24 protein-coding genes are annotated in these 26242 nt (G+C 62.4%); 11 read left to right on the top strand and 13 right to left on the bottom strand.

Annotated elements, in window-relative coordinates:
* Positions 1-4: 4 nt before the first annotated feature.
* Entirely contained in the window at positions 5-556 is a 552-nt protein-coding gene (locus tag ACLH0H_RS00220; RefSeq protein WP_411380499.1) for a YceI family protein, read from the top strand.
* Here ACLH0H_RS00220 and ACLH0H_RS00215 read toward each other — a convergent pair.
* Positions 553-1443 (bottom strand): DMT family transporter, encoded by an 891-nt coding sequence (locus tag ACLH0H_RS00215; protein WP_411380498.1) that lies wholly within the window; start codon positions 1441-1443, stop codon positions 553-555. The two genes, ACLH0H_RS00220 and ACLH0H_RS00215, sit on opposite strands and share 4 nt — an antisense overlap.
* A 91-nt stretch (positions 1444-1534) precedes the next feature.
* On the opposite strand from ACLH0H_RS00215, the gene ACLH0H_RS00210 reads away from it, so the two are divergent.
* On the top strand, positions 1535-2860 hold the full coding sequence (locus ACLH0H_RS00210) for a PLP-dependent aminotransferase family protein (RefSeq protein WP_411380497.1): 1326 nt from the start codon (positions 1535-1537) through the stop codon (positions 2858-2860).
* Between the two features lie 28 nt (positions 2861-2888).
* Here ACLH0H_RS00210 and ACLH0H_RS00205 read toward each other — a convergent pair whose 3' ends face one another.
* Positions 2889-3320 (bottom strand): nuclear transport factor 2 family protein, encoded by a 432-nt coding sequence (locus ACLH0H_RS00205; protein WP_076954624.1) that lies wholly within the window; start codon positions 3318-3320, stop codon positions 2889-2891.
* 213 nt (positions 3321-3533) lie between these two features.
* Between ACLH0H_RS00205 and ACLH0H_RS00200 the strand changes: the two genes are divergently transcribed.
* Both ACLH0H_RS00200 and ACLH0H_RS00195 read left to right on the top strand, forming a co-directional pair.
* Positions 3534-4631, top strand: coding sequence for an SMP-30/gluconolactonase/LRE family protein (locus tag ACLH0H_RS00200; RefSeq protein WP_411380496.1), 1098 nt, complete (start codon positions 3534-3536; stop codon positions 4629-4631).
* Between the two features lie 96 nt (positions 4632-4727).
* On the top strand, positions 4728-4946 hold the full coding sequence (locus ACLH0H_RS00195; protein WP_411380495.1) for a DUF6434 domain-containing protein: 219 nt from the start codon (positions 4728-4730) through the stop codon (positions 4944-4946).
* A 559-nt stretch (positions 4947-5505) separates the two neighbouring features.
* On the opposite strand, the gene ACLH0H_RS00190 is transcribed toward ACLH0H_RS00195, so the two are convergent.
* Together ACLH0H_RS00190 and ACLH0H_RS00185 are read right to left on the bottom strand one after the other, a co-directional pair.
* On the bottom strand, positions 5506-7215 hold the full coding sequence (locus ACLH0H_RS00190; RefSeq protein WP_411380494.1) for an amidase: 1710 nt from the start codon (positions 7213-7215) through the stop codon (positions 5506-5508).
* 54 nt (positions 7216-7269) lie between these two features.
* On the bottom strand, positions 7270-8064 hold the full coding sequence (locus ACLH0H_RS00185) for a helix-turn-helix domain-containing protein (RefSeq protein WP_411380493.1): 795 nt from the start codon (positions 8062-8064) through the stop codon (positions 7270-7272).
* Positions 8065-8141: 77 nt separating this feature from the next.
* On the opposite strand from ACLH0H_RS00185, the gene ACLH0H_RS00180 reads away from it, so the two are divergent.
* Positions 8142-8447: a DUF2834 domain-containing protein gene (locus ACLH0H_RS00180; protein WP_411380492.1), complete on the top strand. Its 306-nt coding sequence runs from the start codon at positions 8142-8144 to the stop codon at positions 8445-8447.
* A 181-nt stretch (positions 8448-8628) separates the two neighbouring features.
* On the opposite strand, the gene ACLH0H_RS00175 is transcribed toward ACLH0H_RS00180, so the two are convergent.
* The 3 genes from ACLH0H_RS00175 to ACLH0H_RS00165 are packed head-to-tail and all read right to left on the bottom strand — an operon-like array spanning position 8629 to position 11564.
* A complete protein-coding gene (locus ACLH0H_RS00175) occupies positions 8629-9552 on the bottom strand; it encodes a sugar ABC transporter substrate-binding protein (protein ID WP_411380491.1) in 924 nt (307 codons plus the stop codon).
* Positions 9553-9594: 42 nt separating this feature from the next.
* On the bottom strand, positions 9595-10728 hold the full coding sequence (locus ACLH0H_RS00170; protein WP_411380490.1) for a phytanoyl-CoA dioxygenase family protein: 1134 nt from the start codon (positions 10726-10728) through the stop codon (positions 9595-9597).
* Positions 10728-11564 (bottom strand): SDR family oxidoreductase, encoded by an 837-nt coding sequence (locus ACLH0H_RS00165; protein WP_411380489.1) that lies wholly within the window; start codon positions 11562-11564, stop codon positions 10728-10730. Before ACLH0H_RS00165 ends, ACLH0H_RS00170 begins: the two co-directional genes overlap by 1 nt.
* Before the next feature lie 123 nt (positions 11565-11687).
* On the opposite strand from ACLH0H_RS00165, the gene ACLH0H_RS00160 reads away from it, so the two are divergent.
* Both ACLH0H_RS00160 and iolG read left to right on the top strand, forming a co-directional pair.
* Positions 11688-12713, top strand: coding sequence for a LacI family DNA-binding transcriptional regulator (locus ACLH0H_RS00160; RefSeq protein ID WP_411380488.1), 1026 nt, complete (start codon positions 11688-11690; stop codon positions 12711-12713).
* A gap of 43 nt (positions 12714-12756) precedes the next feature.
* A complete protein-coding gene (gene iolG / locus ACLH0H_RS00155; protein ID WP_411380487.1) occupies positions 12757-13761 on the top strand; it encodes an inositol 2-dehydrogenase in 1005 nt (334 codons plus the stop codon).
* A gap of 35 nt (positions 13762-13796) precedes the next feature.
* On the opposite strand, the gene ACLH0H_RS00150 is transcribed toward iolG, so the two are convergent.
* Positions 13797-14921 (bottom strand): ATP-binding protein, encoded by a 1125-nt coding sequence (locus ACLH0H_RS00150; RefSeq protein ID WP_411380486.1) that lies wholly within the window; start codon positions 14919-14921, stop codon positions 13797-13799.
* A 114-nt stretch (positions 14922-15035) separates the two neighbouring features.
* Positions 15036-16247, bottom strand: coding sequence for an MFS transporter (locus ACLH0H_RS00145; protein ID WP_076954631.1), 1212 nt, complete (start codon positions 16245-16247; stop codon positions 15036-15038).
* Positions 16248-16345: 98 nt separating this feature from the next.
* Here ACLH0H_RS00145 and ACLH0H_RS00140 point away from each other — a divergent pair, with 98 nt between their 5' ends.
* On the top strand, positions 16346-17167 hold the full coding sequence (locus ACLH0H_RS00140) for an AraC family transcriptional regulator (RefSeq protein WP_411380485.1): 822 nt from the start codon (positions 16346-16348) through the stop codon (positions 17165-17167).
* 12 nt (positions 17168-17179) lie between these two features.
* Here ACLH0H_RS00140 and ACLH0H_RS00135 read toward each other — a convergent pair whose 3' ends face one another.
* The 3 genes from ACLH0H_RS00135 to proP all read right to left on the bottom strand — a co-directional run bounded on the left by ACLH0H_RS00135 (position 17180) and on the right by proP (position 21917).
* Positions 17180-19753: an EAL domain-containing protein gene (locus ACLH0H_RS00135; RefSeq protein WP_411380484.1), complete on the bottom strand. Its 2574-nt coding sequence runs from the start codon at positions 19751-19753 to the stop codon at positions 17180-17182.
* A gap of 106 nt (positions 19754-19859) precedes the next feature.
* A complete protein-coding gene (locus ACLH0H_RS00130) occupies positions 19860-20363 on the bottom strand; it encodes a GAF domain-containing protein (RefSeq protein ID WP_411380483.1) in 504 nt (167 codons plus the stop codon).
* Between the two features lie 51 nt (positions 20364-20414).
* Positions 20415-21917 (bottom strand): glycine betaine/L-proline transporter ProP, encoded by a 1503-nt coding sequence (gene proP, locus ACLH0H_RS00125; RefSeq protein WP_411380482.1) that lies wholly within the window; start codon positions 21915-21917, stop codon positions 20415-20417.
* Between the two features lie 268 nt (positions 21918-22185).
* On the opposite strand from proP, the gene ACLH0H_RS00120 reads away from it, so the two are divergent.
* Both ACLH0H_RS00120 and ACLH0H_RS00115 read left to right on the top strand, forming a co-directional pair.
* Positions 22186-22716, top strand: a complete 531-nt coding sequence (locus ACLH0H_RS00120) for a GNAT family N-acetyltransferase (RefSeq protein WP_411380481.1) — start codon at positions 22186-22188, stop codon at positions 22714-22716.
* A 142-nt stretch (positions 22717-22858) separates the two neighbouring features.
* A complete protein-coding gene (locus ACLH0H_RS00115) occupies positions 22859-24262 on the top strand; it encodes an MFS transporter (RefSeq protein ID WP_076954637.1) in 1404 nt (467 codons plus the stop codon).
* Here the strand turns inward: ACLH0H_RS00115 and ACLH0H_RS00110 are convergent.
* On the bottom strand, positions 24249-25226 hold the full coding sequence (locus ACLH0H_RS00110) for an EamA family transporter (RefSeq protein ID WP_411380480.1): 978 nt from the start codon (positions 25224-25226) through the stop codon (positions 24249-24251). The two genes, ACLH0H_RS00115 and ACLH0H_RS00110, sit on opposite strands and share 14 nt — an antisense overlap.
* A 94-nt stretch (positions 25227-25320) precedes the next feature.
* On the opposite strand from ACLH0H_RS00110, the gene ACLH0H_RS00105 reads away from it, so the two are divergent.
* The gene (locus ACLH0H_RS00105) at positions 25321-26226 is read left to right on the top strand and encodes a LysR substrate-binding domain-containing protein (protein WP_411380479.1); all 906 of its coding nucleotides are present in this window, start codon (positions 25321-25323) and stop codon (positions 26224-26226) included.
* Positions 26227-26242: the final 16 nt, after the last annotated feature.

The raw sequence follows: 26242 nt of genomic DNA, 5'->3' as shown, positions 1-26242 counted from the left end.
CGGCATGAAACGTGGAATTCTACTGCTCGCCCTGGGTTGTATCGCCAATGCACAGGCGGTGGAGTACACCGACGTCAACCCTGCCGCCAGTCAGATCAGCTTCACCTACCAGCAGTTGGGGCAGCGCGTGTATGGCACGTTCGGCCAGTTCGAGGGCACGCTGACCTTCGATACGCAGCGGCCGGAGACGGGGCATGCGCTGCTCAAGATTCAGCTCGCCAGCATCAACGCGGGGAGCGACGATGCCAATGACACCCTGCAACGTGCGTCCTGGTTCGATACCGCGACCTATCCGGTGGGCGTGTATGAGTCCACCTCGGTCAAGGCGCTGGGCGATAACCGCTTCAGGATCAGCGGTCACTTGACCATCAAAGGCACCACGCGGCCGGTTGATGTGCAGGTGCTGCTCAAGGAGCTGGATGGCATTGGCGTGTTCGACGGTGAGTTCATTCTCAAGCGTGGCGACTTCAGGATCGGCGAGGGCGAATGGGCCGGCAACAGCGTGGTGTCCAATGACATCAACATCAAGTTCAAGATGGTCGCGCCGCAGCGTTAACGCGCGAACTTCCTAGCACCGGCCACGCAGCCGATCACCGCGACCGTCACGAGCACCATGCCCAGGCTCACCTGTTCGTGCAGCAGGCCCGCCGCTAGCGCCAGGCCGAAGAAAGGTTGCAGCAATTGCAACTGGCCAACGGCGGCGATGCCCCCCTGCGCCAGGCCGCGATACCAGAACACGAAGCCGATCAACATGCTGAACAACGCCACATAACCCAGGCTCAGCCAGGCGGGCAGGCTGATGTCGGCAAAGCTCGACGGCGCCAGGATCAGGCTTAGCGGCAAGACCACCGGCAGCGAGATCACCAGCGCCCAGCAGATTACCTGCCAGCCACCCAGGCTGCGCGACAGCGTGGCGCCTTCGGCGTAGCCCAGGCCGCACACCAGCACCGCCAACAGCATTAACAAGTCCCCGATGGGGGCGGCGCTCAAGCCTTGGGCGACGGCATAACCCATTACCAGCGCGCTGCCCAGGGTTGAAAACAGCCAGAACACCGGGCGCGGCCGCTCGCCGCCACGCAGTACGCCAAACACGGCGGTGGCCAGGGGCAGCAGGCCGATAAACACAATGGAGTGGGCCGAGGTCAGGTATTGCAGCGCGAGGGCGGTGAGCAGCGGGAAGCCGATGACCACGCCAAGGGCGACGATAGCCAGAGGCATCCATTGGTGGCGCACGGGGCGTTTTTCCTTGAACAGCCATAGTAGCAACAAGCCCAGGCTGGCGGCGATGGCGGCACGGGCCAGGGTAAGGAACACGGGGTCGAATTCCATCACGGCCAGGCGCGTGGCGGGCAATGAGCCGCTGAAAATCAGCACACCGATAAAGCCGTTGATCCAGCCTTGGGTGCTGGTGTCCAGGGTGCTGAAGGGGGATGTACGTTCCATGAAGAGTGCCCGCCAGAAAGAAGGGTTGCGCTTGGGCCATCCTAGGGGCGAGCATTGGGACAATCAAAAAATTGTCATGGATACATCCCAAATGCCACGTGCCCGCTACAAGTTACTGGTCGATGGGTTTGCCGAGGACATCCGCAGCGGGAAGATGCCGCCCGGTATGCGGCTGCCAACTCACCGCCAACTGGCCGCCGAGCACGGCCTGGCGTTGGTCACCGCGAGCCGCGTGTACAGCGAGCTTGCGGCCATGGGGCTGGTCAGCGGTGAAACCGGGCGTGGCACCTTTGTGCGTGAGATCTTGCTGCCGCCAGGGCAGGGCACTGGGCAGATGACGGTCGCAGCGGGCATGTGCGACCTCAATTTCAACTACCCCTCGTTGCCCGGCCAGGCCGACCTGTTGCGCACGGCGTTACGCCAGTTGGCGCTGTCCGGCGACCTCGAGGCCCTGCTGCGCTACCAGCCTCACGCGGGGCGCTTGCATGAACGAGCCGCCTTCGCCCGGCATTTGCTCAGTCGCGGGTTGACCGTGCAGGCCGAGCAGGTGCTGCTGGTCAGCGGCGCCCAGCACGGCTTGGCGGTGACGCTGATGGCGCTGCTTAAGCCCGGCGATGTGGTCGCCGTGGATGCCTTGACCTATTCGGGGTTCAAGGTGCTCGCCGAGACCCTGCACCTGGAAATCGTCGCGATCCCGATAACATCCGCCGGCACAGACCTGGACGCCCTGCAAAACCTGTGTCGCCGGCGCCCGGTGCGGGCCGTGTACAGCATGCCGACGCTGCACAATCCTTTGGGCTGGGTGATGGACCGGGCCCAGCGCGAGCGGTTGGTCGCCATCGCCCGCCAGCACGACCTGATCATCATCGAAGACGCGGCCTACGCGTTCCTCGCCGCACACCCGCCGCCGCCCGTGGCGAGCCTGGCGCCGGAACGCACGGTGTATGTGGGCGGGCTTTCGAAAAGTGTCGCGACTGGTCTGCGCGTGGGCTTTGTCGCGGCCCCTCTGGAATGGGTAAAGACACTGGAACGCACAATCATGGCCACCACCTGGAACGTCCCAGGCGTGATGAGTGCGATTGCGGTGGCGTGGATCGAGGATGGCACCGTTGCGCAACTGGAGGCGCAAAAACGCGGGGATGCCCAGGCGCGGCAGACCCTGGCGGCGCAAGTGCTCAAAGGGTTGGCCTACACCAGCCATCCCTCATCGTATTTCTTGTGGTTGCCCCTGGCGGAAGATGCTCGCGCCGATCAGGTCGCCATGGCCTTGCAGCGCGAGCACATTTCGGTGTCCACCGCCGAGCCGTTTGCCGTTTCCGTCCATGTCCCGCATGCGTTGCGGCTGGCGTTGGGCTCGGTGACGATGCCGGCGCTGCGTGACGCGCTGCTGACGGTGCGCAAGGTGGTGGTATGGTGAGCCGGGTGCGGCGGCTCACCCGCGGCCATCAGTACTTGTAAGCCTGACGTCCGATCAGCAGCCATTTGCCTTTTTGCTTCTGCCAGACCTGGAAGTTGTCGATGTCGGTGGGGACTTCAACGCCACTGTTCACGGCCAACGCGTGGAAATGATTGCGGACCAGCGCGGTATCGCCCTGCAGGGTGATGGTCTGGTTCTGCATCTCCAGGGTCTTGAAGGCGCTGGTGCGGGTTTCCAGGTCAGCGATGAATTGCGCCTTGTTCTGCACCTTGCCGCTGGAGTGGCCGTAGGTGAGCTTGTCGGAGGTCAGCGCGTGAAGCTGCTTGAGGTCCAGGTGCAGCATGGCTTGGGTCAGTTGGTCGACCGCTTGGGCTACTTCCTTCTCGGCGGTCGCGGGCGCCGCTGCGACATAACCGGTGAACAGGCACAGAAAACCGATCAGCAGTTTGAGTTTTTGCATGGGGGTTCCTTATTATTGTTGGAGGGCAGACACGTTACAGATTGTGTCGTCGTACAACATTGCAATATCCGGCTCGGTTTTGGAACGTAAATTTCGATAATTTTTATATGTTCCCGTATTCAAGCGGCATTTAGATCGTAATGTTCTTGTACGACGTCCCATCACCAGGCAAGAATGATCCTCCGTCTAACAATAAAATAACGGAGACACACCATGGCATTTCCTCCTCTGCCTGCGCAGGCCGACCACAGTCGCCGCGTCTTCCTCAAGCGCTCCCTGGCCGTTTCCGCATCGGTCGCGGTGTTCGGCGATTTGCCTGGCCTGGCAGAAGCCGCCGACCCCTTGAGCCAGCGTTATCCCGACCCACTGATCAACGTGCTCGATGACAGCTTCCTCGAGTTGCGCCTGTTCAACGCCAGCGTCGAACGGCTCGCGACCGGCCTGCGCTGGGCCGAGGGGCCGGTATGGATCGGCGATGGCCGCTACCTGCTGGTCAGCGATATCCCCAACAACCGCATCCTGCGCTGGGATGAAGTGACCGATAGCCTGTCGGTGTACCGTGACAACGCCAACTTTTCCAACGGCATGTGCCGTGATCGCCAGGGCCGTCTGCTGGTGTGCGAAGGTTCGACCACCACGAATGAGGGCCGGCGAATCAGCCGGACCGAACACAACGGCCGCATCACCGTGCTGGCGGACAGTTTTGACGGCAAGCCTTTCAATTCGCCCAACGATATCGTGTGCAAACGTGATGGCTCGGTGTGGTTCACTGACCCGCCTTTCCAGACCGGCAATAACTATGAAGGGCACAAGATCACACCCACCCAGCCCCACGGCGTTTATCGTATCGACGCAGACAGCGGCAAGGTCACGCGGGTGATCAATGACCTCAGCGGGCCTAATGGCTTGTGCTTTTCCCCGGACGAAAAAATCCTGTATGTGGTGGAAGGCCGGGCCAAACCCAACCGGCTGGTCTGGGCCATCGACGTGAAGGACGACGGCACGCTCGGCGCACGCCGCAAGCATATCGAAGGGTTTGACTACGCAGCGCTGGACGGCATCAAGTGCGACGAGAGCGGCAACCTGTGGTGCGGCTGGGGCGGCAACGGCGACCCCAAGGCTGATCTGGAAAAACTCGACGGCGTGCGCGTGTTCAATCCACAGGGCAAGGCGATCGGGCATATCTCGCTGCCGGAGCGCTGTCCCAACCTGTGTTTTGGCGGCCGCGAGGGCAATCGCCTGTTCATGGCGGGTAGCCATTCGATCTACGCGCTATTCGTCAATACGCGCGGCGCCGATTTCGCCGCGTGACGCGAAAGAAACCACGGTGAACGTCGGTTGACCGGCTTTCACCGCGGCATTTTGGCGCTATGCTGCGAGCTCCTGAGGCATCGGAGCGTCAAGCAAATGGACTTCAATTGGCACAGCGACCCCATCACCCGCGCCACACCCGTGACCCGTCACTACAAAAACACACAGAACGTGCGCCGCTTCATGCTGGAACACTGCGGCCCGGGGTTCAAGTTCGACCGTCCCTTCATGGCCTGGATTCGCAACGACCAGCCCAAGACCCTGGGTGATGTGGTGGATGAGTGGCAACGTCGAAACGAGGGTTCACGCCCATGACGCCCGATGAAAAGTACCAGGGTGCCCAGCGACGCCTCGGTGATAGCGGTGGGTCAGTCGGCATATCTGTCACTGAAGAACCGCTTTCGCAGGCAAGCCAGCTCCCACAGTTGAGCTGCGCTTAGTCTGCCGCCAGCGGTGGGATCTGGGGGGGTGCGGTCAGTGACGGTGTACGCCAAGTCGGCCTGAAATACGCTCAAAAAGGTGGGAACTGGCTTGCCTGCGATGGCCCTAGGTATCTACACAATTTTCAGAGGTGGCGAATTCCCCTGTGGCGAGCGGGCTTGCCCCGCGTTGGGCTGCGCAGCAGCCCCAAAACCAGGCGCAGAGGAAAGCCTGATACTCCGCATTCGTCTTCATTAGGGCTGCTTCGCAGCCCAACGCGGGCGGTGCGACGATTCGACAAGCCCGCTCGCCACAGAAGCCCCTGTTCACTGGGTTTCAGCGACGAGCCAAAGTTGTATAGATACCTAGGCTGCGAAAGCGGTGGGTCAGTCGGCACATTTGTCACTGAAAGACCGCAATCGCCGGCAAGCCAGCTCCCACAGTTGAGCTGCGCTTAGTCTGCCGCCAGCGGCGGTGTTCGCGGCGGGATCTGGCGTTTGCTGCCCGTCGCTTCATACGCTGAGGCAAATCGCAGCAGCGCCGAATCGTCATAGGCACGCCCGGCGAACGTCAGCCCCACCGGCATGCCGATATCCGCCATCACTCCCATTGGCACGGTGACGGTCGGCACGCCGAGGTGGCGGATGGCGAGGTTGCCGTTTGCCACCCAGACGCCGTTGCTCCAGGCGATATCCGCCGAGGCTTCGTTCACGTCGGCATCCGCCGGGCCCACGTCGGCCACGGTGGGAAATAGCACCGCGTCGAGGCCGAGTGTGTCCATCCAGTCTTCCAGATCGATGCGCCGGGTTTGCTCCAATCCGCGCAGGCCGTCGGGAACGCTGCTGATCCGGTCCCACGGGGTAATGCCGCGCTCGGCCATGCGCACGTATTCGTCCATGCCGGCCGCCAGGTCGTCTTCACGGTTGGGCAGGGTGCCTGGGTCGTGGGGGAAGATCTTCGGCCCGTCCACATCCGCCAGGCGGTTGAGGGCGGGGTCGTTGTTGGCGCGCAGGAAATCATCGAAGGCCCAGGCCGACAGTTCCCACAATTCATCGTGGAGGAACTCCTTGGACACCAACCCGCGGGTAAACACGGTGGGCGCGCCGGGGCGGTCGCCTTCGCAGTTGGACACCAGCGGGAAGTCCACTTCCACCACTTCGGCACCGGCAGCTTGCAGCGCCTGGCGTGCGGCTTGCCACAGCGCGATCACGCTGGCGCGGGTGTTGATCTTCTGCCCGGTCGGGCCACCGATCCCCGGTTTTTCGCTGGTGCCGGCATCCGGGTCTGCATTGATGTACATGCGCGGCACGCCAAAGCGCTTGCCCGCGAGGGACTCGGGCGTCGCCGCCAGCTCAGCGTAGGACGCCGGGCGCACCGAAGCGACACTCGGGATCGGCACCCACGGCTGCAGGCGCCACAGGTCGCCACGGGTGTCCGGGTCTTCGGCCACCACCACCTCGAGTATCTCCAGCAGGTCGGCCATGGTGCGGGCGAAGGGCACGACCACGTCCATGGTCGGCGTCAAAGGCCAGTTGCCGCGCACCGAAATCACCCCTCGGGACGGGGTGTAGGCGCACAGGCCATTGTTCGACGCGGGGCCGCGTCCGCTCGACCAGGTTTCTTCCGCCAAACCGAAGGCTGCAAAGCTGGCGGCCGTCGCGGTGCCGGCGCCGTTGGACGAGCCGGAGGCAAACGGTGCAGTCAGGTAGCCGGCGTTATACGGGCTTTCCGCGCGGCCATACACGCCACGCTGCATCCCGCCATTGGCCATCGGCGGCATATTGGTCTTGCCCAGGCAGATGGCGCCCCCGGCGCGCAGGCGCTCGATGGTGAACGCGTCGCGCTGGGCGACCAGGTTGGCAAACGCCGGGCTGCCGGAGGCCGCAGTCAGGCCCTTGACCAGGTAACTGTCCTTGGCGGTGTAGGGAATGCCGTCCAGTGGCCCTAAGGTTTCGCCCCTCCTCCGGCGTGCATCGGACGCCTCGGCTTCCTTAAGGGCGTCAGGGTTGCGCACCACCACGGCGTTCAGCGCGGTGGCCGTCTGCGGACCGTCATAGGCGTCGATCCGCGCGAGGTAAGCCTTGACCAGTTCAACCGCGGTGGTCTGGCCGGATTCGAGCGCAGCGCGCAATTGGGCAATGGAGACTTCGGTAACTTGCATCACGTTTTTTTCGCCGCCTTCAAGTGGGGGTATGGCGGCAGTCTACGTACAGCTATTTCACAAAACCAGCGCCGCATCATCCCCCTGGGCGCCGCGCATCACCTGCCAGGTGGCCGCGTCAGCGGGAATCAGGTGTTCGATGCGCAGGGAGGCGAGGGTGATGTCCTGGGGCATGCCGAAGGTGGTGAAGGTAGACAGAAAGCTCAGTACGCCCTGGGTGGAGCGCACGCGCGTCAGCACCAACGGTGGCAGATGCGCGGGCAGCTCGGTGTCTGTCGGCGTGGGCAAGGTTGCGAGTAGCGCGGCCAGTTCGGGATTGCCCAGCGCTTCGCGGGCCGCACGCTGCCAGGCCAGGGTACGAATCTCGTCGGCATTGAGCAGGTGATCGCCCAGGCCGCCCGCTTGCAGCAAGGTGACCAGCAGGTTCACACCCTGCGCCGCATCCGGCGGGATGCCCACCAACGCAAACAGCGCATGGGTACTGGCATTCGCCGCCAGCACTTGCCACTGGCTGTCCAACAGGATGGCGGGGGCTGGATTGTTGGCGTGCAGCACGTGGCTGACCGCTTCGCGGATCGCGGCCATGGCGGGGGAGGCGAGCGGCGTGGCGGGGTAGCGCGGGGCATAGCCGGCCGCGAGGAATACGCGGTTGCGCTGGTCCAGCGGCGCCTCCAGCGCCGCGAGCAGCGTATGCAAGGTGCCGGGGCTCGGCTTGGCACGGCCCGTCTCGATGCAACTGAGGTGCCGTTGGGAAACCCCCGTGATTAACGCCAGATCGAGTTGGCTCAGCTTGGCCAGCCTGCGCAAGTGGCGCAGTTGTTCGCCAGCGGTGGAAGAGTAGTCCGTGACCAAACCATGACCTCCGAGGTCATTGCGAGGGGCTGAACCTTACCACTAACTTATGCCTTGATCACTCCAAGGAAGAGACCATGAAAAGACCCTCTATCGCCCTGGCCGCGTTGCTCGGGTTTTCCCTGTACACCCTGGCGACGATGCTGACTGCCGAGCAGTCGCTGTTGTCGTTTGGCCGGGAGTTGATCTCGCGTCCGGACACCGCGCAAGTGGTGATCGACCTGTACCTGATGGCGGTGCTGGCGTGTGTGTGGATGTACCGGGACGCGCGGCGCCGGGGGCGTTCGGTGGTTTCGGTCATGCCGTATTTTTTGCTGACGGCGGTGTTTGTGTCGGTGGGGCCGTTGCTTTATCTGGTGGTGAATGGGGACCGGGATGAATGAGCGTTTGCAGCTCTAGGCACTGTGTGCTGGTGCTGTGCCTGAAGATGTTCGCAATATCCTGCGCAGACCAATGTGGGAGCGGGCTTGCTCGCGAAGGGGGCGTGTCAGTCAATACATTTTTCGACTGGTTCATCGCCTTTGCGAGCTAGCCCGCTCCTACATCGGAGGTTGGTGTCTGCATTCAGGGATTCAGAAAGGCCTGGTAATTCTCCTTGGTGATCTGCTGATAAGGAATCGTCAGCTCAGCGGTGTACGGTTGCTTCTTCACCATCTTTACCGCCAGATCAATCGAGCCCACCGCCTGGCCTTTGTTGTCCTGATACACCGTCACCAGCAACTGGCCTTTCTTCACCGCATCCAGCCCGGCAGCACCGCCATCACTGCCCGCTACCAGGATATCCTTGCCCGGCTGCATTCCCGCCTGGCTGATCGCCATAGCCGCGCCAATCGCCATTTCATCGGCATTCGCCGCCACGGCATCGATCTTGCGCCCGGATACGATCCAGTTGTTCATCAAATCAATCGCCTTGCCGCGCTGCCATTCTGCGGATTGCTCCTCGACAATCTTGATATCGGGATAGTCCTTGAGCACGGTTTTCACGCCCAGCGTTCGATTGTGCGTGGCGTTGTTGGACAGCAGCCCGAGCATGATCGCCAAGTTGCCCTTGCCGCCCATTTTCTCCGCCAGGTAGCGCATCTGGATTTCACCGGCCTTGATCTCATCCGAACCGACATACCCCACACCGGCGGGCACTTCCTTGAACTCGGGACGGCGGTTGACGTACACCAGCGGGATCTTTGCCTGCTGGGCGTTGACCGTCATCTTCTGCGTGGCTGCCGTGTCCACCGCGTTGACGATGATTGCGTCCATGCCTTGGGCGGTGAAGTTCTGCACCTGGTTCAGTTGGCGCACCACATCGCCCTGGGCGTCTTCGAATTGCAAGGTCACGCCGGGCAGTTCCTTGGCGTGAGCGGCCATGTAGTCACGCATCTGCGCGAGGAACACGTCGTCAACCTGGGCGATACTGACGCCAATACGAATGTCGGCCAGCGCCCAGGGGGTTATCGCCAGCGTAAAGAGTGCCGCAAGAAGTTGCTTTTTCATGGTGTCGCTCCGTTCTTTTTGTTGTTGTTAAAGCAGGATGATTCACGCTTGGCGCTTGGCCCGCATCTGCGTCACGGCGGTGGCAAAGTCCGCCTGCGACCAGCGTTCATCGAAGGCTTGCTGCATCAGTTGCTGACCGGTTTGCGGGGCCAGGCCCTTCAAGGGCGGGTCGGTGTCGAGGTTGGTGGGGAAGGAGTAACCGTCGGCGGTACAGGCAATCACTGCCTCTACGGCCTGCGCATCCAACGCGCGGTTATCGAGCAAGGCGGGGTATACCGCCAGCATCATGCGATCGCGATCCAGAGCCTCCATGGGCTTGCCGAACGCCGAGGAAATCTGCAGCAGGTTGGCCATGCGCTGGCGATCCGGCGTTCGGTTGGTGCCGGCGGCATGGAACAGCGCCGGGTTGAAGAACAGCAGGTCGCCCTTGTACAACGGCAACTGCACGGCGTGCTGTTGGAAGTAGTCGATAAACTCGGGGCGCCGCCACGCCAGGTAACCCAGGGCGTACTGCTGGGAAAACGGCAGCAATTGGGTCGGGCCGGTGTCCAGCGGCATATCCGAGTGCGCCACCGCGCCTTGCAGGGTCAGATACTGGGATAGCAAGTGCAAGGGCAGGGGAAAGCGCTCCACTGCAGCGTTGGTCTGAAAGCCCAGATGGTAGTCACGGTGGGGTTGCTGGGCCTGGCCGCCGGGATGCACTACGTTGACCTGAGCGGTGACTTGATAGCCTGGCCCCAGCCACGCTTGGGCAATCAGCCCCAGCAGGGGGTTGGCGTAATACTCGACAAAGGACTCCGGCGACTGCAACGCCGCCTTCTGCAACGAATTCCAGATACGCCCATTGCTCCCGGCCTTGGCGAAGTGGTCCGCGGCCACGCCTTGCGCGGCCTCATGGGCAAAAATGGCTTCGAACACCCGGCTGTGGCGGTCCACTACCTCCAGGTCTTCGTAAGCCCGACGCACCACCATTACCCCAGGCCCATCGCGAAACAGGCGGTGCAACTCCTCCATCACCGCAAAACGGTCGCTGTTGCGCAGGGTGTGCGCCTGGTAGATCGGTACATTGCTCAGCACTTCCGAGCACAGAGGAAAGTCGTCAGTACTCACCTGTTGCGCGCACATGCCGATGAAGTCCTCCAGGCGCACCGCCCGTTCAGTCACAAAGGCCGACATCACACACCTCCCAGGGCCTGGTGGGGCTGCGGGCTGCCGCCGTCGGTACAGCCGACTACGCCTTGTTCCAGGTCGATCACCGAACCGGTCATCATTCCCGACTCGCTGGACAGCAAAAACGCCACGCTGCGCGCCACCTCCTCGGGCTTGAGCAGGCGCCCGAAAGGCTGCGCGCGTTCTGCCTTTTCCAGCCACCCATCCTGGGCACCGTGATACTGGCGTTGGATGTCATCTTCATGGGGGGTGTCCATCCAGCCGATATTCAAGCCGTTGACCCGGATGCGGTTGCGCAGCGCGCTGAACGCCACGTTTTTGGTAAGGATCGCCAGCGCGCCCTTGGACGCCGCATAGGCGCTCAAAAACGATTGCCCGCCATGCCCGGTGACGCTCTGGATATTCACTACAGCGCCTTCCACGCCCTTGCTGATCATCAGCTTCAAGGCTTCCTGCATCAGGAAGAACGGTGCCCGCACGTTCACTGCAAACAGCCGCTCGAACAGCTCGGGCGATGTATCGAGAATGGTGCCGCGATCAGACATTCCCGCGCAATTGACCAGCCCATGCAACGTGCCGAAATGGGCGCGCGCCGCCTCGATGATCGCGCGGCAATCCTCGACTTTCTCCAGGTCGGCCTCGACAAAAAACGCTTGGCAATCAAGCTGCGCCAACTGCCGCACCTGTTCGTCGCCCTGGGCCCGACGCCGCCCGCAAATGATCAGCCCGGCGGCGCCCCGTCGGGCCAGGGTATGGGCTACGGCAGCGCCCAGGCCTTGGGTGCTGCCCGTCACGACAAAATACTGGCCGCTGAACGAAGTGGCGAGATCGGTGGTGGGCATGGGTTTCTCCTGTTTTTTGTTGTTGTGGGTGGCGCGGCTCGACGCCGGGCAAAACTGAGACTAGCATTGCATCACCTCAATAACGCCCAAAAAAGACCTCAAAAAAACCTCAGGCGAAACAGCATGCTCGAACGCGCAAAACACTTCTCTATCAAGCAAATCGCCACCCAGGCAGGGATGAGCAAAGCGACGGTCGACCGCGTGCTGCACCAGCGCGGCAGCGTGCACGCTCAAACCCGGCGGCGTATCGAGCAGGCGTTGGATGAGTTGGAGTCCCAGGAGAAAAACGGCCTGGCGGTGGGGCGCACCTTTCATGTCGACGTGATCATGCACACGCCCAAGCGGTTCAGCGCGGCGGTGCAGGCTGCAATGACGGCGCAACTGGCCAGCCTGGCGCCGTTCCGCATTGCCCCGCGTTTTCATCTGTTCGAAGAGATCGAGCCCCAGGCCATGCACGATCAATTGCTGCGTTGCCTGGAGACCGGCAGCCAGGGCGTGGTGCTCAAGGCCGCCGATGAGCCGGCTGTGAGCCAGGCGGTCAAGCAGCTTATTGCGGCGGGTATTCCAGTGGTCACACTGGTCACGGATCTGCCGCAAAGCGAACGCATCGGCTATGTCGGCATGGACAACCGCACCGCCGGCCAGACCGCTGCCTACCTGATGTCGCACTGGCTGCCGGCGCAGCCGCAGGACGTTGCGGTGGTCATTGGCAGTGAACTGTTCCGGGGCGAAGAGGAACGCGAGATGGGCTTTCGCGCGTGGCTGCGTGGGCGCGCCGCGCACTTGCGGGTGTTGGATATCAGCGGCGGCTACGGGGTGTATGACCGCACGTTCGAGCGGATCATCCAGGCCCTGCAACAACACCCTGAACTCAAGGCGGTGTACAGCGTCGGCGGCGGCAACCGTGCGATTGTCGATGCCTTCGCCGCCCTTGATCGGCCATTGGACGTCTTCATCGGTCACGACCTCGACGAAGAAAATCGCCAGTTGCTGCTGGAAGAAAAAGTCGCCGCGATCATCGATCACAACCTGCAGATCGACGCGCGCCACGTTTTCCTGCACATCCTGCAATACCACCGGCTATGGAAGGCCGGGCCAATTGCGCCGTCACAGGTGCAGATCGTTACACCGTTCAACCTGCCGGACTGAAGCGCTGATCCCACAAATCCAATAATGATCCAGGAGTTCGACCATGCTACGAATTGCCGTCCTAGGTGCGGGGCGTATTGCCAAGATCCACGCCGCCAATGTCGCCGCCCATCCCGATGCCACGCTGGTGCTGGTGGCCGACCCCTGGCGTGAAGGCGTCGATGCGCTGAGCACGCAACTGGGCTGTGAGGCCGCCTACGATTGTGCTGGCGTACTCTCCCGCCAAGACATCGACGCCGTGGTGATCGGAACACCCACTGACACTCACATCGACCTGCTCCTGGCGGCGGTGGCCGCAGGCAAGGCAGTACTCTGCGAAAAGCCTATTGACCTTGATCTCGGCAAAGCCCGTAGCGCCGCCCAAACCGTGGAGCGCCAGGGCGGCCAAGTGATGCTTGGCTTCAATCGGCGCTTCGACCCAGACATGCTGCGCCTGCGCCAAGCCCTCGACGCCGGGCAGATCGGCGCGGTGCGCCAAGTCATCATCACCAGCCGCGATCCAGGCCTGGCACCGCGTGACTACCTGGAGCACTCCGGCGGTATCCTGCGCGACATGACCATTCACGACTTCGACACCGCGCGCCACCTGCTCGGCGAAGAGCCGGTGCACGTCTGCGCCATCGCCAGCCGCCTGGTTGACCCGACGCTGGAGCAGATCGATGACTACGACAGCGTGATGGTGTTGCTGCGCACGGCGTCCGGTAAGCAATGCCATATCAACTGCTGCCGCCAGGCGGTGTACGGCTACGACCAGCGAGTTGAAGTGTCCGGCGCCAACGGCGTGCTGCTCACCGACAACCACCGCCCCAGCACCTTGCGCCATTGGAGCGTCGACCACACGGAAGCGCTGGAGCCGTTGCAGCACTTTTTCCTTGAACGTTATGCCGATGCGTACCGCAACGAGCTGACGCAATTCATCGATGCGCTGAACAGCGGCAAGGCACTGCCCACCAGCATGCGTGACGGGTTATATGCATTGCACTTGGCGGATTGCGCGTTGGAATCGGTGAAGACCGGGCGCAGCGTGGTGGTCAACTACGACCTCTAGCCCCAGGCACTGGAACGGCCAGCAACCCTCTCAAGTCACTGCACTGGCACCCTCGCGCGGAACACCGTGCCGGACGCCTGATCCGACTCGACTTCAATCGAACCTTGATGGGACGCTACAATTTCCGAGGCAATGAACAAACCCAGCCCAAGGCCGGCCGTGGGCCCGTGTTCAATCACCGAGCGCTGGGAAAAGCGCCCCATGGGGTTGAAGATAAACGGCAGCACATCGACCGGGATGGGGTCGCCGTGGTTGTGCACGGTAAACACAACCGTTTCAACTGATGCCGCCAGTCGCACCGTGATCGGTGACTGCGCATCGCCGTGCTGCACCGCATTGCCGATGATGTTGGAAAACACCTGCTCCATGCGTGGGCCATCGAAGGCGCCGATGGTCGGGGTGTCGGCTTCGAACAGGATGTTTGACGCGGGGTGAAACGCGCGCAGCTCCTCGACGATGCGTTCGCAGATCGGTGCCAGGTCGGTCGTCGTGCGTTTGACGGGAATGCCTGGGCCCATCTGGCAGCGCGTCAGGTCCAGCAGGTCGCCGACGATCTGGCTGGCGCGTTGCACACTGGAGTAGATTTGCCTGGCCACCCGCGTACCGCGTTCGTCTGCGGTGGGGGAGCGCCTGAGGATATCGGCGCCCAGCAGGATCGCGCCCAACGGCGTGCGCAGGTCGTGACCGAGGATGCCCAGGAACACATTGCGCGACGCTTCCACGGCGCGCGAGTAGCTGGCGATGGATTCCGCCAGCGCCTGATCGATAGCCTCGTGAAAGCGGTTCATGTCGTCGACTGCCAGCGGCGTGCCGTGTTTGATCTGATTGAGCCATTGGCTGAGCACGCTGGTGCGCAACGCCCGGTACTCAGACACCATCTGGTCGATGGAGAAACCCGCCATCAGGCGCGTGACCGCGTGGGTTTCAGCGGGGGTCTCGTCGTCCTGCTGCGGTGCCAGCCCTTGGGCCTTGTCAATTTGTTCCTGCACGGTCTGGGTGGTTCGCAGGTCGAGCACGATGGCGCGCAGCATCTGCTCGGCGTGGTCACGCAGGCCTGCACGGTCGAGGTCGGCCCCTGGGGTCTGGATGGTGCGGGCAAAGTCTTCCCAGGCCTGAAGGATCGGCTCGAGGTTCTCAAGAATGAAGTCGGGCAGGCGCATGCGAAGATCCTAGGAGGGGCAGAAACGCACGGGAAGCTGCCAAACAAGGATTTAAGCACGGAATGACCCGCTCATGCTGCGCAGGCGTCCTTGCCTGCGTCAATCATGGACTGGTCAGACGCCTTTGGTGGAAGGCAGCAAGACCGTCAGGATGCCCACCAGCGGCAGGAACGAGCACAGCGTGTAGACGTATTCGATGCCGTGGGTGTCGGCGAGCAAGCCGAGCAAGGCCGCGCCAATCCCGCTGAAGCCGAACATCAGGCCGAAGAAGATCCCGGCGATCATGCCGACATTGCCTGGCACCAGTTCCTGGGCAAACACCACGATGGCCGAGAATGCCGAGGCGAGGACGAAGCCGATCACCACGCTCAACACTGCCGTCCAGAACAGGTCGACGTAGGGCAGGGCGAGGGTGAAAGGCGCGGCACCGAGGATGGAAAACCAGATGACCTTCTTGCGACCGATCTTGTCGCCAATCGGGCCGCCGGCGAAGGTGCCGACGGCCACCGCACCGAGGAACAGGAACAGGTACATCTGGGAGCTGGCGACCGACAAATGGAATTTTTCGATCAGGTAGAAGGTGAAGTAGCTGGTCAGGCTGGTCATGTAAAAGTATTTGGAGAACACCAGCACGGCCAGCACCACCAGGGCGAAGGTCACGCGGCCCTTGGACAAGCCATGGGTGGCTTTGCCGCCCTGCTTGAGCTTGAACAGGTTGAGGTGGTTGCGGTACCAGCGGCTCAGGCCATACAGCACCAGGATCGCAAACACGGCGAACAGCCCGAACCAGGCGATATGGCCCTGGCCGTACGGAATGATGATCGCCGCCGCGAGCAACGGGCCCAAGGCGCTGCCGGTGTTGCCGCCGACCTGGAACGTCGATTGCGCCAGACCGTAGCGACCGCCGGAAGCCAGGCGCGCAACGCGCGAGGTCTCCGGGTGGAAGGTCGACGAGCCAACGCCCACCAGCCCGGCGGCCAGCAGAATCGCGGGAAAGCTGCCGACGTATGCCAGCAGCAGGATGCCGATCAAGGTGCACACCATGCCCGCCGGCAGCAGCCAGGGCTTGGGATGGCGATCGGTGTGGTAGCCGATCCACGGCTGCAGCAGCGAGGCGGTCAATTGAAAGGTCAGGGTGATCAGGCCCACCTGGGCGAACGACAGCCCGTAGTTGGCCTTGAGCATCGGGTAGATCGACGGCAGCACGGCCTGGATCAGGTCATTGATCAAATGCGCGAGCGCGCAGGCGCCGAGGATGCGCATGACCAAGGGACTGGCCTGAGGGGTGGTGGTTGCAGCGGCGGGTGACGCGGTGAGGGTCGACATGCAGGCATTCCATACAAGGCAGCTGATCAAAGGCGGCAACTTCTTAAGGTCGCCATCCATTACAAAATGATTCGGCGTTTATGCTAGATTCGGCGCAAATGCCTGTCTCGCGTAATTCGGGAGGCAACCATCGCAAAAAGGGCGAAATGATCAAATCACTGGATATATTTTTACAGGAGATCGACGAAGGTGACTGGGCGGTCATCAGTTCGGCCACCGATTATCCGGAAAACTGGGTAATCCCAGACCACAGCCATGAAAAGCACCAACTCTTGTACGCGACCGAAGGTGTGATGGTGGTGCATTCGGCCCAGAACCAATGGACCGTGCCACCCAACCGTGGCTTCTGGATGCCCTGTGGGCACGTGCATTCCTTGCGGTGCGTGGGGCCACTGAAGATGCGCAGCGTGTTCGTTCGCCCCGACAGCTTTCCCAACCTGCCCACCGAGACCAAGGCGGTGAGCATTTCGCCGCTGTTGAGCGAGCTGATCAAGGCGTCGGTGAGCTTGAAGCCGCCCTATGCCGAAGACTCGCGGGATGCGCGGATCATGCACCTGATCCTCGACGAACTCGCGCTGTTGCCCGCTTTGCCGTTGTCGCTGCCATTGCCGGCCGAGCCGCGTATCCATCGCATCTGCCTGGCGTTGCAGGATGAACCGGGCGATGCCTCCACCGTGGCGGACTGGAGCGAGCGCCTGCACCTGGACCAGAAAACCATCCAGCGCCTGTTTCGCAAGGAAACCGGCATGACCTTCGGCCAATGGCGCCAGCAGGCGCGGCTGTTGTTGGCGCTGGAACGCATCGCAGTGGGCGAGAAGGTGATCGATATCGCTCTGGAGCTGGGCTATGACAGCCCCAGCGCGTTCACCAGTATGTTCAAGAAACAGTTCGGCAAGACGCCGAGCCAGTTTTTCCGCTAGCGCCGGGTGGGATCACTCTACGCTGCTTGCGTAGAGCTCCAGCAAACCGTGGAAGGTTGCGTTATCCAGCGGTTGGCTGAGGAAGTAGCCCTGGCCTTCCTCACACGCCACGGCCTTGAGCAGCGCCAGGTGTTCAGCGGTTTCGACGCCTTCGGCGGTGACCGTCAGTGCCAGGGCGCGGCCCAGGCCGACGATGGCCTGGATGATCGCCTTGTCATCGTCACTGTCTTCCAGCCGGCTCAGGAAGCTGCGGTCGATTTTCAAGCCGTCGAACGGGAACGCACGCAGGTAACTCAGGGAGGAGTAGCCGGTCCCGAAGTCGTCCATGGCGATGCGGATGCCCAATTGCTTGAGCGTATTCATGACCTCAAGCGCCCCGGTGGCATCTTCGAGCATCACGCTTTCGGTGATCTCCAGCTCCACGCGCGCAGGGTCGATGCCGGAGGCGTCAAGCGCCTGGCGTACGCGCGCCACCAGGTTGCCGCGCTTGAATTCCGTGGGTGACAGGTTCACCGACACAAACAGATGTTCCGGCCACTGGGCTGCGCACGCGCAGGCGGTTTCGAGTACCCAGTCGCTCAGCGCCAGGATCAGGCCGGATTCTTCGGCAATCGGAATAAAAGTGTCCGGCGCGATCAGGCCGCGCGTCGGGTGTTGCCAACGCACCAGGGCTTCGGCGCCTACCATCTGCCCGTCGGCAATGCGATAGCGCGGTTGGAAGTGCAGGCGCAGCTCGGCGTGCTTGATCGCAAAGCGCAGGTCGCTTTCCAGACGGCGACGCTCGATGATGCGCGCGTTCATCTCGCCGGAGTAGAAGCGCCAGGTATTACGACCCGCCGCCTTGGCTTCGTACAAGGCAATGTCGGCGTAGCGCAGCAGCTCCGTGGCTTCGCGGGCATCGTTGGGGGCGATGGCAATGCCGATGCTGGCGCTGATGAACACTTCCTGCTCGTCAATCTTGATCGTCCGTTCGATGGACTCGATCAAGCGATAGCACAGGGCTTCGACTTCGTCCGGCGTGCCTGCATCCACCAGGATCAGCACAAACTCATCCCCGCCGACGCGGGCCACCAGGTCGCCGTGGCGCACGCAGTCGGCCAGGCGCGTGGACACTTCATTGAGTACCCGGTCGCCGGCGGCGTGTCCGAGCAGGTCATTGACCGGCTTGAACCGGTCAAGGTCCAGGCTGAGCATCACCAGCGACTGCTTGGAGGTGGGCAATGCCTTGAGCTTGCCGTCGAGGAAGCTTTGCAGGCGCGTGCGGTTGGCCAAGCCGGTGAGCGCGTCATGCTGGGAAAGGAACTCGATGCGTCGACGGGCCTCGACTTCTTCGGTCACGTCGGTGGCCGTGCCGCGAAACCCGCCGCACGGCATCTGCCGCGCCGACAAGCGCGTGCTACGCTCCTGTCCCCGCGCATCGACGTAGCGACATTGCACGCTGATGTCCGGGCGCCGTCCGGGCGCGTTGAGCCACTGGGACAGCAGGCCGGTTTCGGTCTCCAGCAAGTCGTTCATCGTGGCCCCGATCCAGGCATTGCGCGCGAGTCCGGTGACGCCTTCGAAGCGCTCCGACAGGTAGGTAAAACGCCAACCGGCATCGATTTCCCAGACCCAATCGGAGCTGGCCTCCACCACATCGCGAAAGCGGGCTTCGCTGGTGGCCAGGGCATCCTGGCTGTTGCGCAGCGAGGAATGGGTGGCGTCCAGGGCGAGCGCGGCGGCCGTGGTGCGGCGTGAAATCACCCAAGTCATCAGGCACACCAGCAATGCGGCCAGGCCCAGCAGCGGCAGGCCTACACCCATCAGGCGCAGACCGGGGCGGGCCGGTTCCCAGTGCAGGCTGCCGGCGGCGCCGTTGTCGCCGAGGGGGAAGAGCAGGGTCTTGCCGACTTCATCGTGGCTGGCGATGTGCAGTTTATCCACGCCGAAATCATTGCCGATCACGGCCAGCTTGGCGCTGTCGAGGATGTCGATGAAGATCAGCACCGACGGTTGCCGGCCATCGGTCGACACCGTGGGATCGGTGCCCGGTGTGATCGCGGCGGCGGCCACCAGCGCGGGGCTGCCGTGTACGTTGATAAAGGTCGTGGCCGGTGTTTCGCTGTCTGCGCCGGCACGTGCCTGTTCGAGGACATCGCTAATGGACCGGCCCAGCCATTGCGTGAGTTCGACGTTTTTCAGCTGGCCATCGATGACCGCATACACGGTGCGATTGGCGTCGTTGACCACAAACAGGCCCTGGAAACCGAAATCGTCATACAGCGTGGCGCCGATATTGCCTCGCACATAGGCCCAGTCCTCGTCGACCTTAACGTGCAGGTGCTTGTAGGCATCGCTCCAGAAGGCGTAGTCCTTGACCGTGACCCTCAGGGCTTTCTCCAGAGATTGCACGGCTTTACGGGTATAGAAGGCGCTTTCAACCTCTTCGGAGCGGTCCAGTTCGTGGGCAAGGTAAACCAGCGAGTAGGCAGCAGCCACGAAGACCATCGCCAGCAAGGCCATGAAGCGGAACAGGGAGGTGCGGGCCAGGGACAGGCTGGTTCGATCGGAAAGCGAGAGGGCGATAGGAGCGAGAGAGTTCGGCATTGTTTCCCGCAGGGCGTCGCTGCAAGTCAGGGTTATGTCTTGCTATCGGCCGCTGCGGCAAAAAATTTAGATTGGGCGGGGGCGACCGGGTCGCCAAGGCCCTCGGTCAATTATCGGCGGTCAAATTTGCGAAAAAAATGCAGCCGATCAGCCGCGCAAACAGGCTGAGGGTTTCCGGCAGGTTGGGGTCCTCGAACAGCATCGCTCGCGAATCCAGCGCACACAGGGCACCGAACAGGCGGCCATCGGGCAGAAAGATCGGTGCGCCGGCGTAGCTCTCGATGGCGTACTGCTTGACCACCGGGCGTGAAGCAAAACGGCCGTTCTGGCTGATCTGCGGGACGAACAGGGTATGGGGGTCGACGCAGAACTCACTGCACAACGTGGTTTCCAGGTCGAGTACGTCATCGACATGAATGCCCATGTCGATGGTGTCGTGTACCGAGCACACTATCCAATCCTGGTCGGTGAACTTGGCAATGCCGGCGAAGCGCATTCCGGTGAGGCGGGTGACCAATTGCAGGATGCTGGTGGTGGCTTCTATTTCGGCAATAGCGGCGCGTTCGTCTGCGCTGAGCAGAGACTGTGGCGCGGTGACGCTTGGAAGCATGTGGGACACTCCATTCGTGGGGTGGCCCGGGCCACCCCGTCTGTTCAGGCGTTAGTTGATACGCGGGTGCTGCTGCACCAGATTCTGGCGCTTGGCTTCCAGCGCGGCAATCTCGGCGTCGATATCTTCGATCTTCTGCTCGATATTGTCATGGTGCTCCTGCAGCAATTCCTTGGCTTCTTCCATGTCGGACGCGGCCGGTGCCGCACCGCGCAGGGGTTTGTTGGCGGTTTCCTTCATGGTCAGGCCGGTCACCAGGCCGACCACCGCAAACACCATCAGATAATAGGCGGGCATGAACAGGTCGTTGGTACTTTCCACCAACCAGGCCACGGCGGTCGGCGTGACGCCGGCGATCAGCACCGACACGTTGAACGCGCTCGCCAATGCACTGTAGCGCAGGTGGGTGGGAAACATCGCGGGCAGCGTCGAGGCCATCACGCCGATGAAGAAGTTCAGAACGATGGCAAGGATCAATAGGCCTGCGAAGATCAGCCCGATCTTGCCGCTGGTAATCAGCATGAACGCCGGAATAGCCAGGAACAGCAAGCCGACACTGCCGGCGATGATGAATGGCCTGCGGCCGATCTTGTCGCTGACAAAACCGATGAACGGCTGCACGAACAACATGCCGACCATGATCGCGATGATGATCAGCACGCCGCTATTTTCTTTGTAATGCAGGTTGTGCGACAGGTAGCTCGGCATATAGGTGAGCAGCATGTAGTACGTCACGTTGGTCGCCGCGACAATGCCGATGCAGGTCAGCAGGCTGCGCCAGTGTTTGGTCGCCACTTCCTTGAACGAGACCTTGGGGCCGTGGGTCAGGCCTTCGCGATCGCCTTGTTCGAGCTTATCCATGTGCTGCTGGAACGCGGGGGTTTCTTCCAGGGCATGGCGCAGGTACAGGCCGATGATGCCCAGGGGCAGGGCGAGGAAGAACGGCAGGCGCCAGCCCCAGGCTTCAAAGTCCGCTTCGCCCAGGACGCTGGAAATCAGCACCACGACGCCTGCGCCGAGCACGAAACCGGCGATGGAGCCGAAGTCCAGCCAACTGCCGAGGAAGCCGCGCTTGCGGTCCGGGGCGTATTCGGCGACGAAGATCGAGGCGCCGGTGTATTCGCCACCCACGGAGAAGCCCTGGGCCATTTTGCACAACAGCAGCAGGATCGGCGCCCAGATACCAATGGAGGCGTACGAGGGGATCAGGCCGATCGCGAAGGTGCTCAGGGACATGATCACGATGGTGGCGGCGAGCACCTTCTGCCGCCCGTACTTGTCGCCCAATGCACCAAAGAACAGACCGCCCAGCGGACGGATCAGGAAGGGCACGGAAAAGGTACCGAGCGCGGCGATCATTTGTACGCTGGGCGAGGCGTCGGGAAAGAACACCTTGCCGAGCACATAGGCGACAAACCCGTAGACGCCAAAGTCGAACCATTCCATGGCGTTACCCAGTGCGGCGGCGGTGATCGCCTTGCGCACCTTGGTGTCATCGACGATGGTGATGTCTTTCAATCCAATGGGCTTGACGCTTTTCTTACGTAATTTCATGCGGGACACTCTAAAGCAGAACAGGGGAGGTGCCATCGCAGCGATGGCACCGCTCTGTCAGTTCAGATACAAGCGGACATCAAATAATTCACCACTGTCTTGGTTTTTTTCTTGCTTGGTTTTTGTAGTGAGCGGGCTTGCCCCGCGCTGGGGTGCGAAGCAGCCCTGAAACCTGGCGACTTGGTTCTGGCTGAAACACCGCGATGTCTTTATTGGGGCGGCTTCGCCCCCCAGCGCGGGGCAAGCCCGCTCACTACAAGGATCATTTATGTATACGACCGAGTCGCGTCTTATCTACCGTGAGCCCCTTCCCAGCGACCTGCAGCGATTGTTCGAGATATTCGGCGATCCGCAGACCAACCACTTCAACCCTTCCGGGCCCCTGGCCAATGTGGAGGCGGCGCAACGCCTGCTGGGCCAATGGCTCCAACAGTGGGCGGCCGAGGGTTACGGCTGGTGGGCGATTGCCCGCAGGGAGGCGCCGGAATCCATCATCGGCTTTGGTGGCATCGCGCCTCTTAACTACCTGACCGAGCGGCGCGTCAACCTGGGTTACCGGTTCGCCGTGCAAGCCTGGGGGCAGGGCTACGCCACCGAAGTGGGTCGGGACGCCCTGACGCTGGCCTTCGAAACCCTCGGCTTGCCCGAAGTATTCGGCCTCGTGCGCCCGGACCACGCCGCGTCGATTCGTGTGCTGGAAAAGATCGGCATGCAGCCTTTCGGCCTGCTTGATGACCTGCCGGGCAGGGCGCCGAGTCGGGTGTTCAGGGTTTGTCATCCTACAACTGCTACAACCTGATACGTCACATAACCTCGCAATGGCTCGATAACGCGCAATCTTCAGATTGACAGCGTTAAGGCGTCCCGATATAAAAGCGGCAGTTGTACGACGACATATGTCGTTACATATGTCCTATCTAACAAAAATAAAAAGTGATGCCATGAATCTGATCGAGCCCATCCACGCTCACCGCGTTGGTCAAGCTGTAGGCAACTATCGCTGGACCATCTGCGCGATGCTGTTTTTCGCAACCACCGTCAACTACCTCGACCGCCAGGTGCTCAGCTTGCTGGCGCCGCAACTGTCGACGCAATTTGGCTGGAGCAACACCGACTACGCCAACATTGCCGCGGTGTTCCAGTTCGTCTACGCCATTTCCATGCTGTTCGCCGGGCGCTTCGTCGACAAGATCGGCACCAAGGCCGCCTACGTGGTGGCGATCGGCATCTGGTCCACGGGCGCGATCATGCATGCGTTCTCGGTGCCGATGGGCGAGGGCATCGCCGCCATCAGCGGTGCAATCGGCCTGGCGGTGATACCGGTGTCGATTGCCGGTTTCATGCTGTCCCGCGCGGTGCTGGCGATTGGCGAGGCGGGCAACTTCCCCATCGCGATCAAGGCAACCGCCGAATATTTCCCCAAGAAAGAACGCTCGCTGGCCACCGGGATCTTCAACTCCGGTGCCAACGTCGGCGCAATCCTGGCGCCTATCTGCGTGCCGTTGATTGCCGGTCTGTGGGGGTGGGAAGCGGCGTTCATCGTGATCGGTGGTTTGGGTTTCGTGTGGGTCGCGGTGTGGATCGCGCTCTATAAGAAGCCGGACGAGCAACCGCGCCTGTCCGCCGAAGAGCTGGCCTATATCCGCAGCGACCAGACCGTGCAGCCCTTCACTCCCACGCCAGTTGGCGCGGTGGAGAAAAAAGTCTCGTGGTTCAAATTGCTCACCTATCGCCAGACCTGGGCGTTTGCCTTCGGCAAGTTCATGACGGACGGCGTGTGGTGGTTCTTTCTGTTCTGGCTGCCCACCTACCTGTCGGCGCAATACGGCATGAAAGGCCCCGATATCGTGCTGCCGCTGGCGGTGCTGTACAGCATGACCATGGTGGGCAGCATCGGCGGCGGCTGGTTCCCCAGCTACTTCATGGCGCGCGGGGATGCCCCCTATGATGGCCGCATGAAAGCCATGCTGGTGATCGCGCTGTTCCCGCTGGTGGTATTGCTGGCGCAGCCTTTGGGCTACATCAGCTTCTGGGTGCCGGTATTGCTGATCGGCGTGGGTGCATCTGCGCACCAGGCGTGGTCGTGCAACATCTTCACCACCGTGTCCGATATGTTCCCGCAGAAGACCGTGGCTTCGGTGGTCGGCATCGGCGGCATGGCCGGCGGCCTGGGCGGCGTGGTGATGACCAAGATCGGCGGCTGGGTGTTCGACTACTACAAGTCCATCAACGACATCCACACCGGCTACATGATCATGTTTGCGATTTGTGCGCTGGCCTATCTGGTGGCCTGGAGCGTGATGAAGGCACTGGTGCCGCGTCACAAGGAAATCACCGACCTGTAATTGGCACGGGCAGGTCGGCGCCATGCCTGCCTGCCAGGATGATTCGCACTGCCAGGACCACGCCGATCAGCACCGTCGCCAGGCCCGCCGCTTCCATCGGCGTCGGGCCGCGGCCTTCGAACGCCAGGCCGAGCAGGCTGGCGAACACGGATTCAAGGGCGATCAACTGACCACTGAGCACCATGGGCAGGCGCCGCGTCGCGGCGTTCCAGGCCCAGGCGCCGACCACGGTCGACATCAGCGCTATCACCAGGCTCCAGGCGAACAGCGGCGCCGCCTGTTCAACCCCGACACCGAGGACCGGCAGCCTCAGCAGCCCAAGGGCCAGCAACGGCGGCAACAGGCAAAGCGCGGCCACACCGGCGCCCACCAGCATCAGCGCGGTCCATGCTCCGGTCGCCTGAACCGGCAACCGGTCCAGGTGCTGTTGATTGAGCATGCTGAACAGCAACCATAGGGCAACGGCCCCCAACGAACACAACAGCCCCGCCAGCCAGGCGCCCGGGTTCAACGCCGGTTGATGGAGGCTGCCGAGGTTCGCCAGCAGCAACCCCACCAGCAGGCACGACAAAGGCGCGATCAGCCGGCGCCATTCGACGGTCTTGTGATGGGCATTGCCCAGCAAGGCGAGCAACAGCGGCACCATCCCGACCATCGCCGGCGTGAGCACGGGCCCTGCCAGGTGCACGCCAGCGGCGATGCATACGCCGTAACCCAGGCAACCCAGCGCTCCCAGGCCTGCGGCGAGTAACCGGCGGCCTGGTGTAATCAGCGGCAACCGAGCGCGACACAGGATGAGCCCGCCGACGCCCAGCACGCCTACGAACAGGAATCGCACCATCATCAGGTCGTAGAGGCTGTAGGGGCCGGTGACGTAGGGCGTGATGAAGTTGAGCGCCCAGCCCAGGGTTGCCACCACCGCATACAGCAGGCCGAGAAACAGTGAGACAGCTGCCGGCTTCATCCGCGTACTCCATCCGGTAATCGACAGCCATGGTGCGCGGCCGCGCGGCTGTGCTACAAACGAGTTCTCGGCCCTGGATGCATAACCGCTGATTATGAATGCGCTCGGCAAAACCTTACCGCCCCTGGCCAGTTTGCTGCCCTTTGAATCGGCGGCGCGCCTGGAGAGTTTTTCCAAGGCGGCCGATGAACTGCACATCACTCAGGCCGCAATCAGCCGGCAGATCCGCGGGCTCGAGGACGACCTGGGGGTCAAGCTATTCGTGCGGCGTAATCGCGCCGTGTTTCTCACGCCGCAAGGGCGCGAACTGGCAGGTGTGGTCAGCGCAGCGTTGCACCGTATCGGTGAAAGTGCCGCCAGCCTGCGTGCGACACGCAACAGCCACCGGGTGGTGTTGCTGTGCCAGTTGTGTGAAGCGTTTTATTGGCTGATGCCGCGCCTATCGACCTTTCACCAGCAATGCCCGCATATCGAGATCCAGGTGGTGACCACCACCCGGCCATTGACTGAATTCAACGACCCCTTTGACGTAGCCCTGCAAAGCACGCGGCGCGCCAGCGGGGCTCACTCCCTGATATTCACCGCTTCGGACGAAGTCTTTCCGGTGTGCAGCCCGGCCTACCTCAGCTTGGGCGAACCGCTGCCCTTGAACGGGTTGCAACACCACACGTTCCTGCACCACAGCGCTGCGCCGCCGCACCTGATGGAGTGGGAGGAGTGGTTGCAGGTATTTGGCCAAACGTTACCCGAGCAAGCGCGCAGCGCGACGTTCGACAGCTACCCGCTGATGTTGCAGGCCGCCGTGGAGGGGCATGGGATTGCCATGGGCTGGCGCCGCACCGCGAGCCGCTTGATGCAAATGGGCGCGCTGGTGAGGCCGTGCGCAGAGAGCGTGCGCTTGCCCGAAGCTATCTCGGTTTACCGGCATCAGGCGGCGGGGCGGCGGGAGGAAGTGGCGGCGTTGCTCGCCTGGCTCGAGGCACAACTGCAGGAGGAGTGACAGGGGCTTTGTCGCC

Source organism: Pseudomonas sp. MPB26 (assembly GCF_046605355.1).
Lineage (GTDB): Bacteria > Pseudomonadota > Gammaproteobacteria > Pseudomonadales > Pseudomonadaceae > Aquipseudomonas > Aquipseudomonas cedrina.
This window is presented reverse-complemented; position numbering and strand designations above follow the sequence as displayed.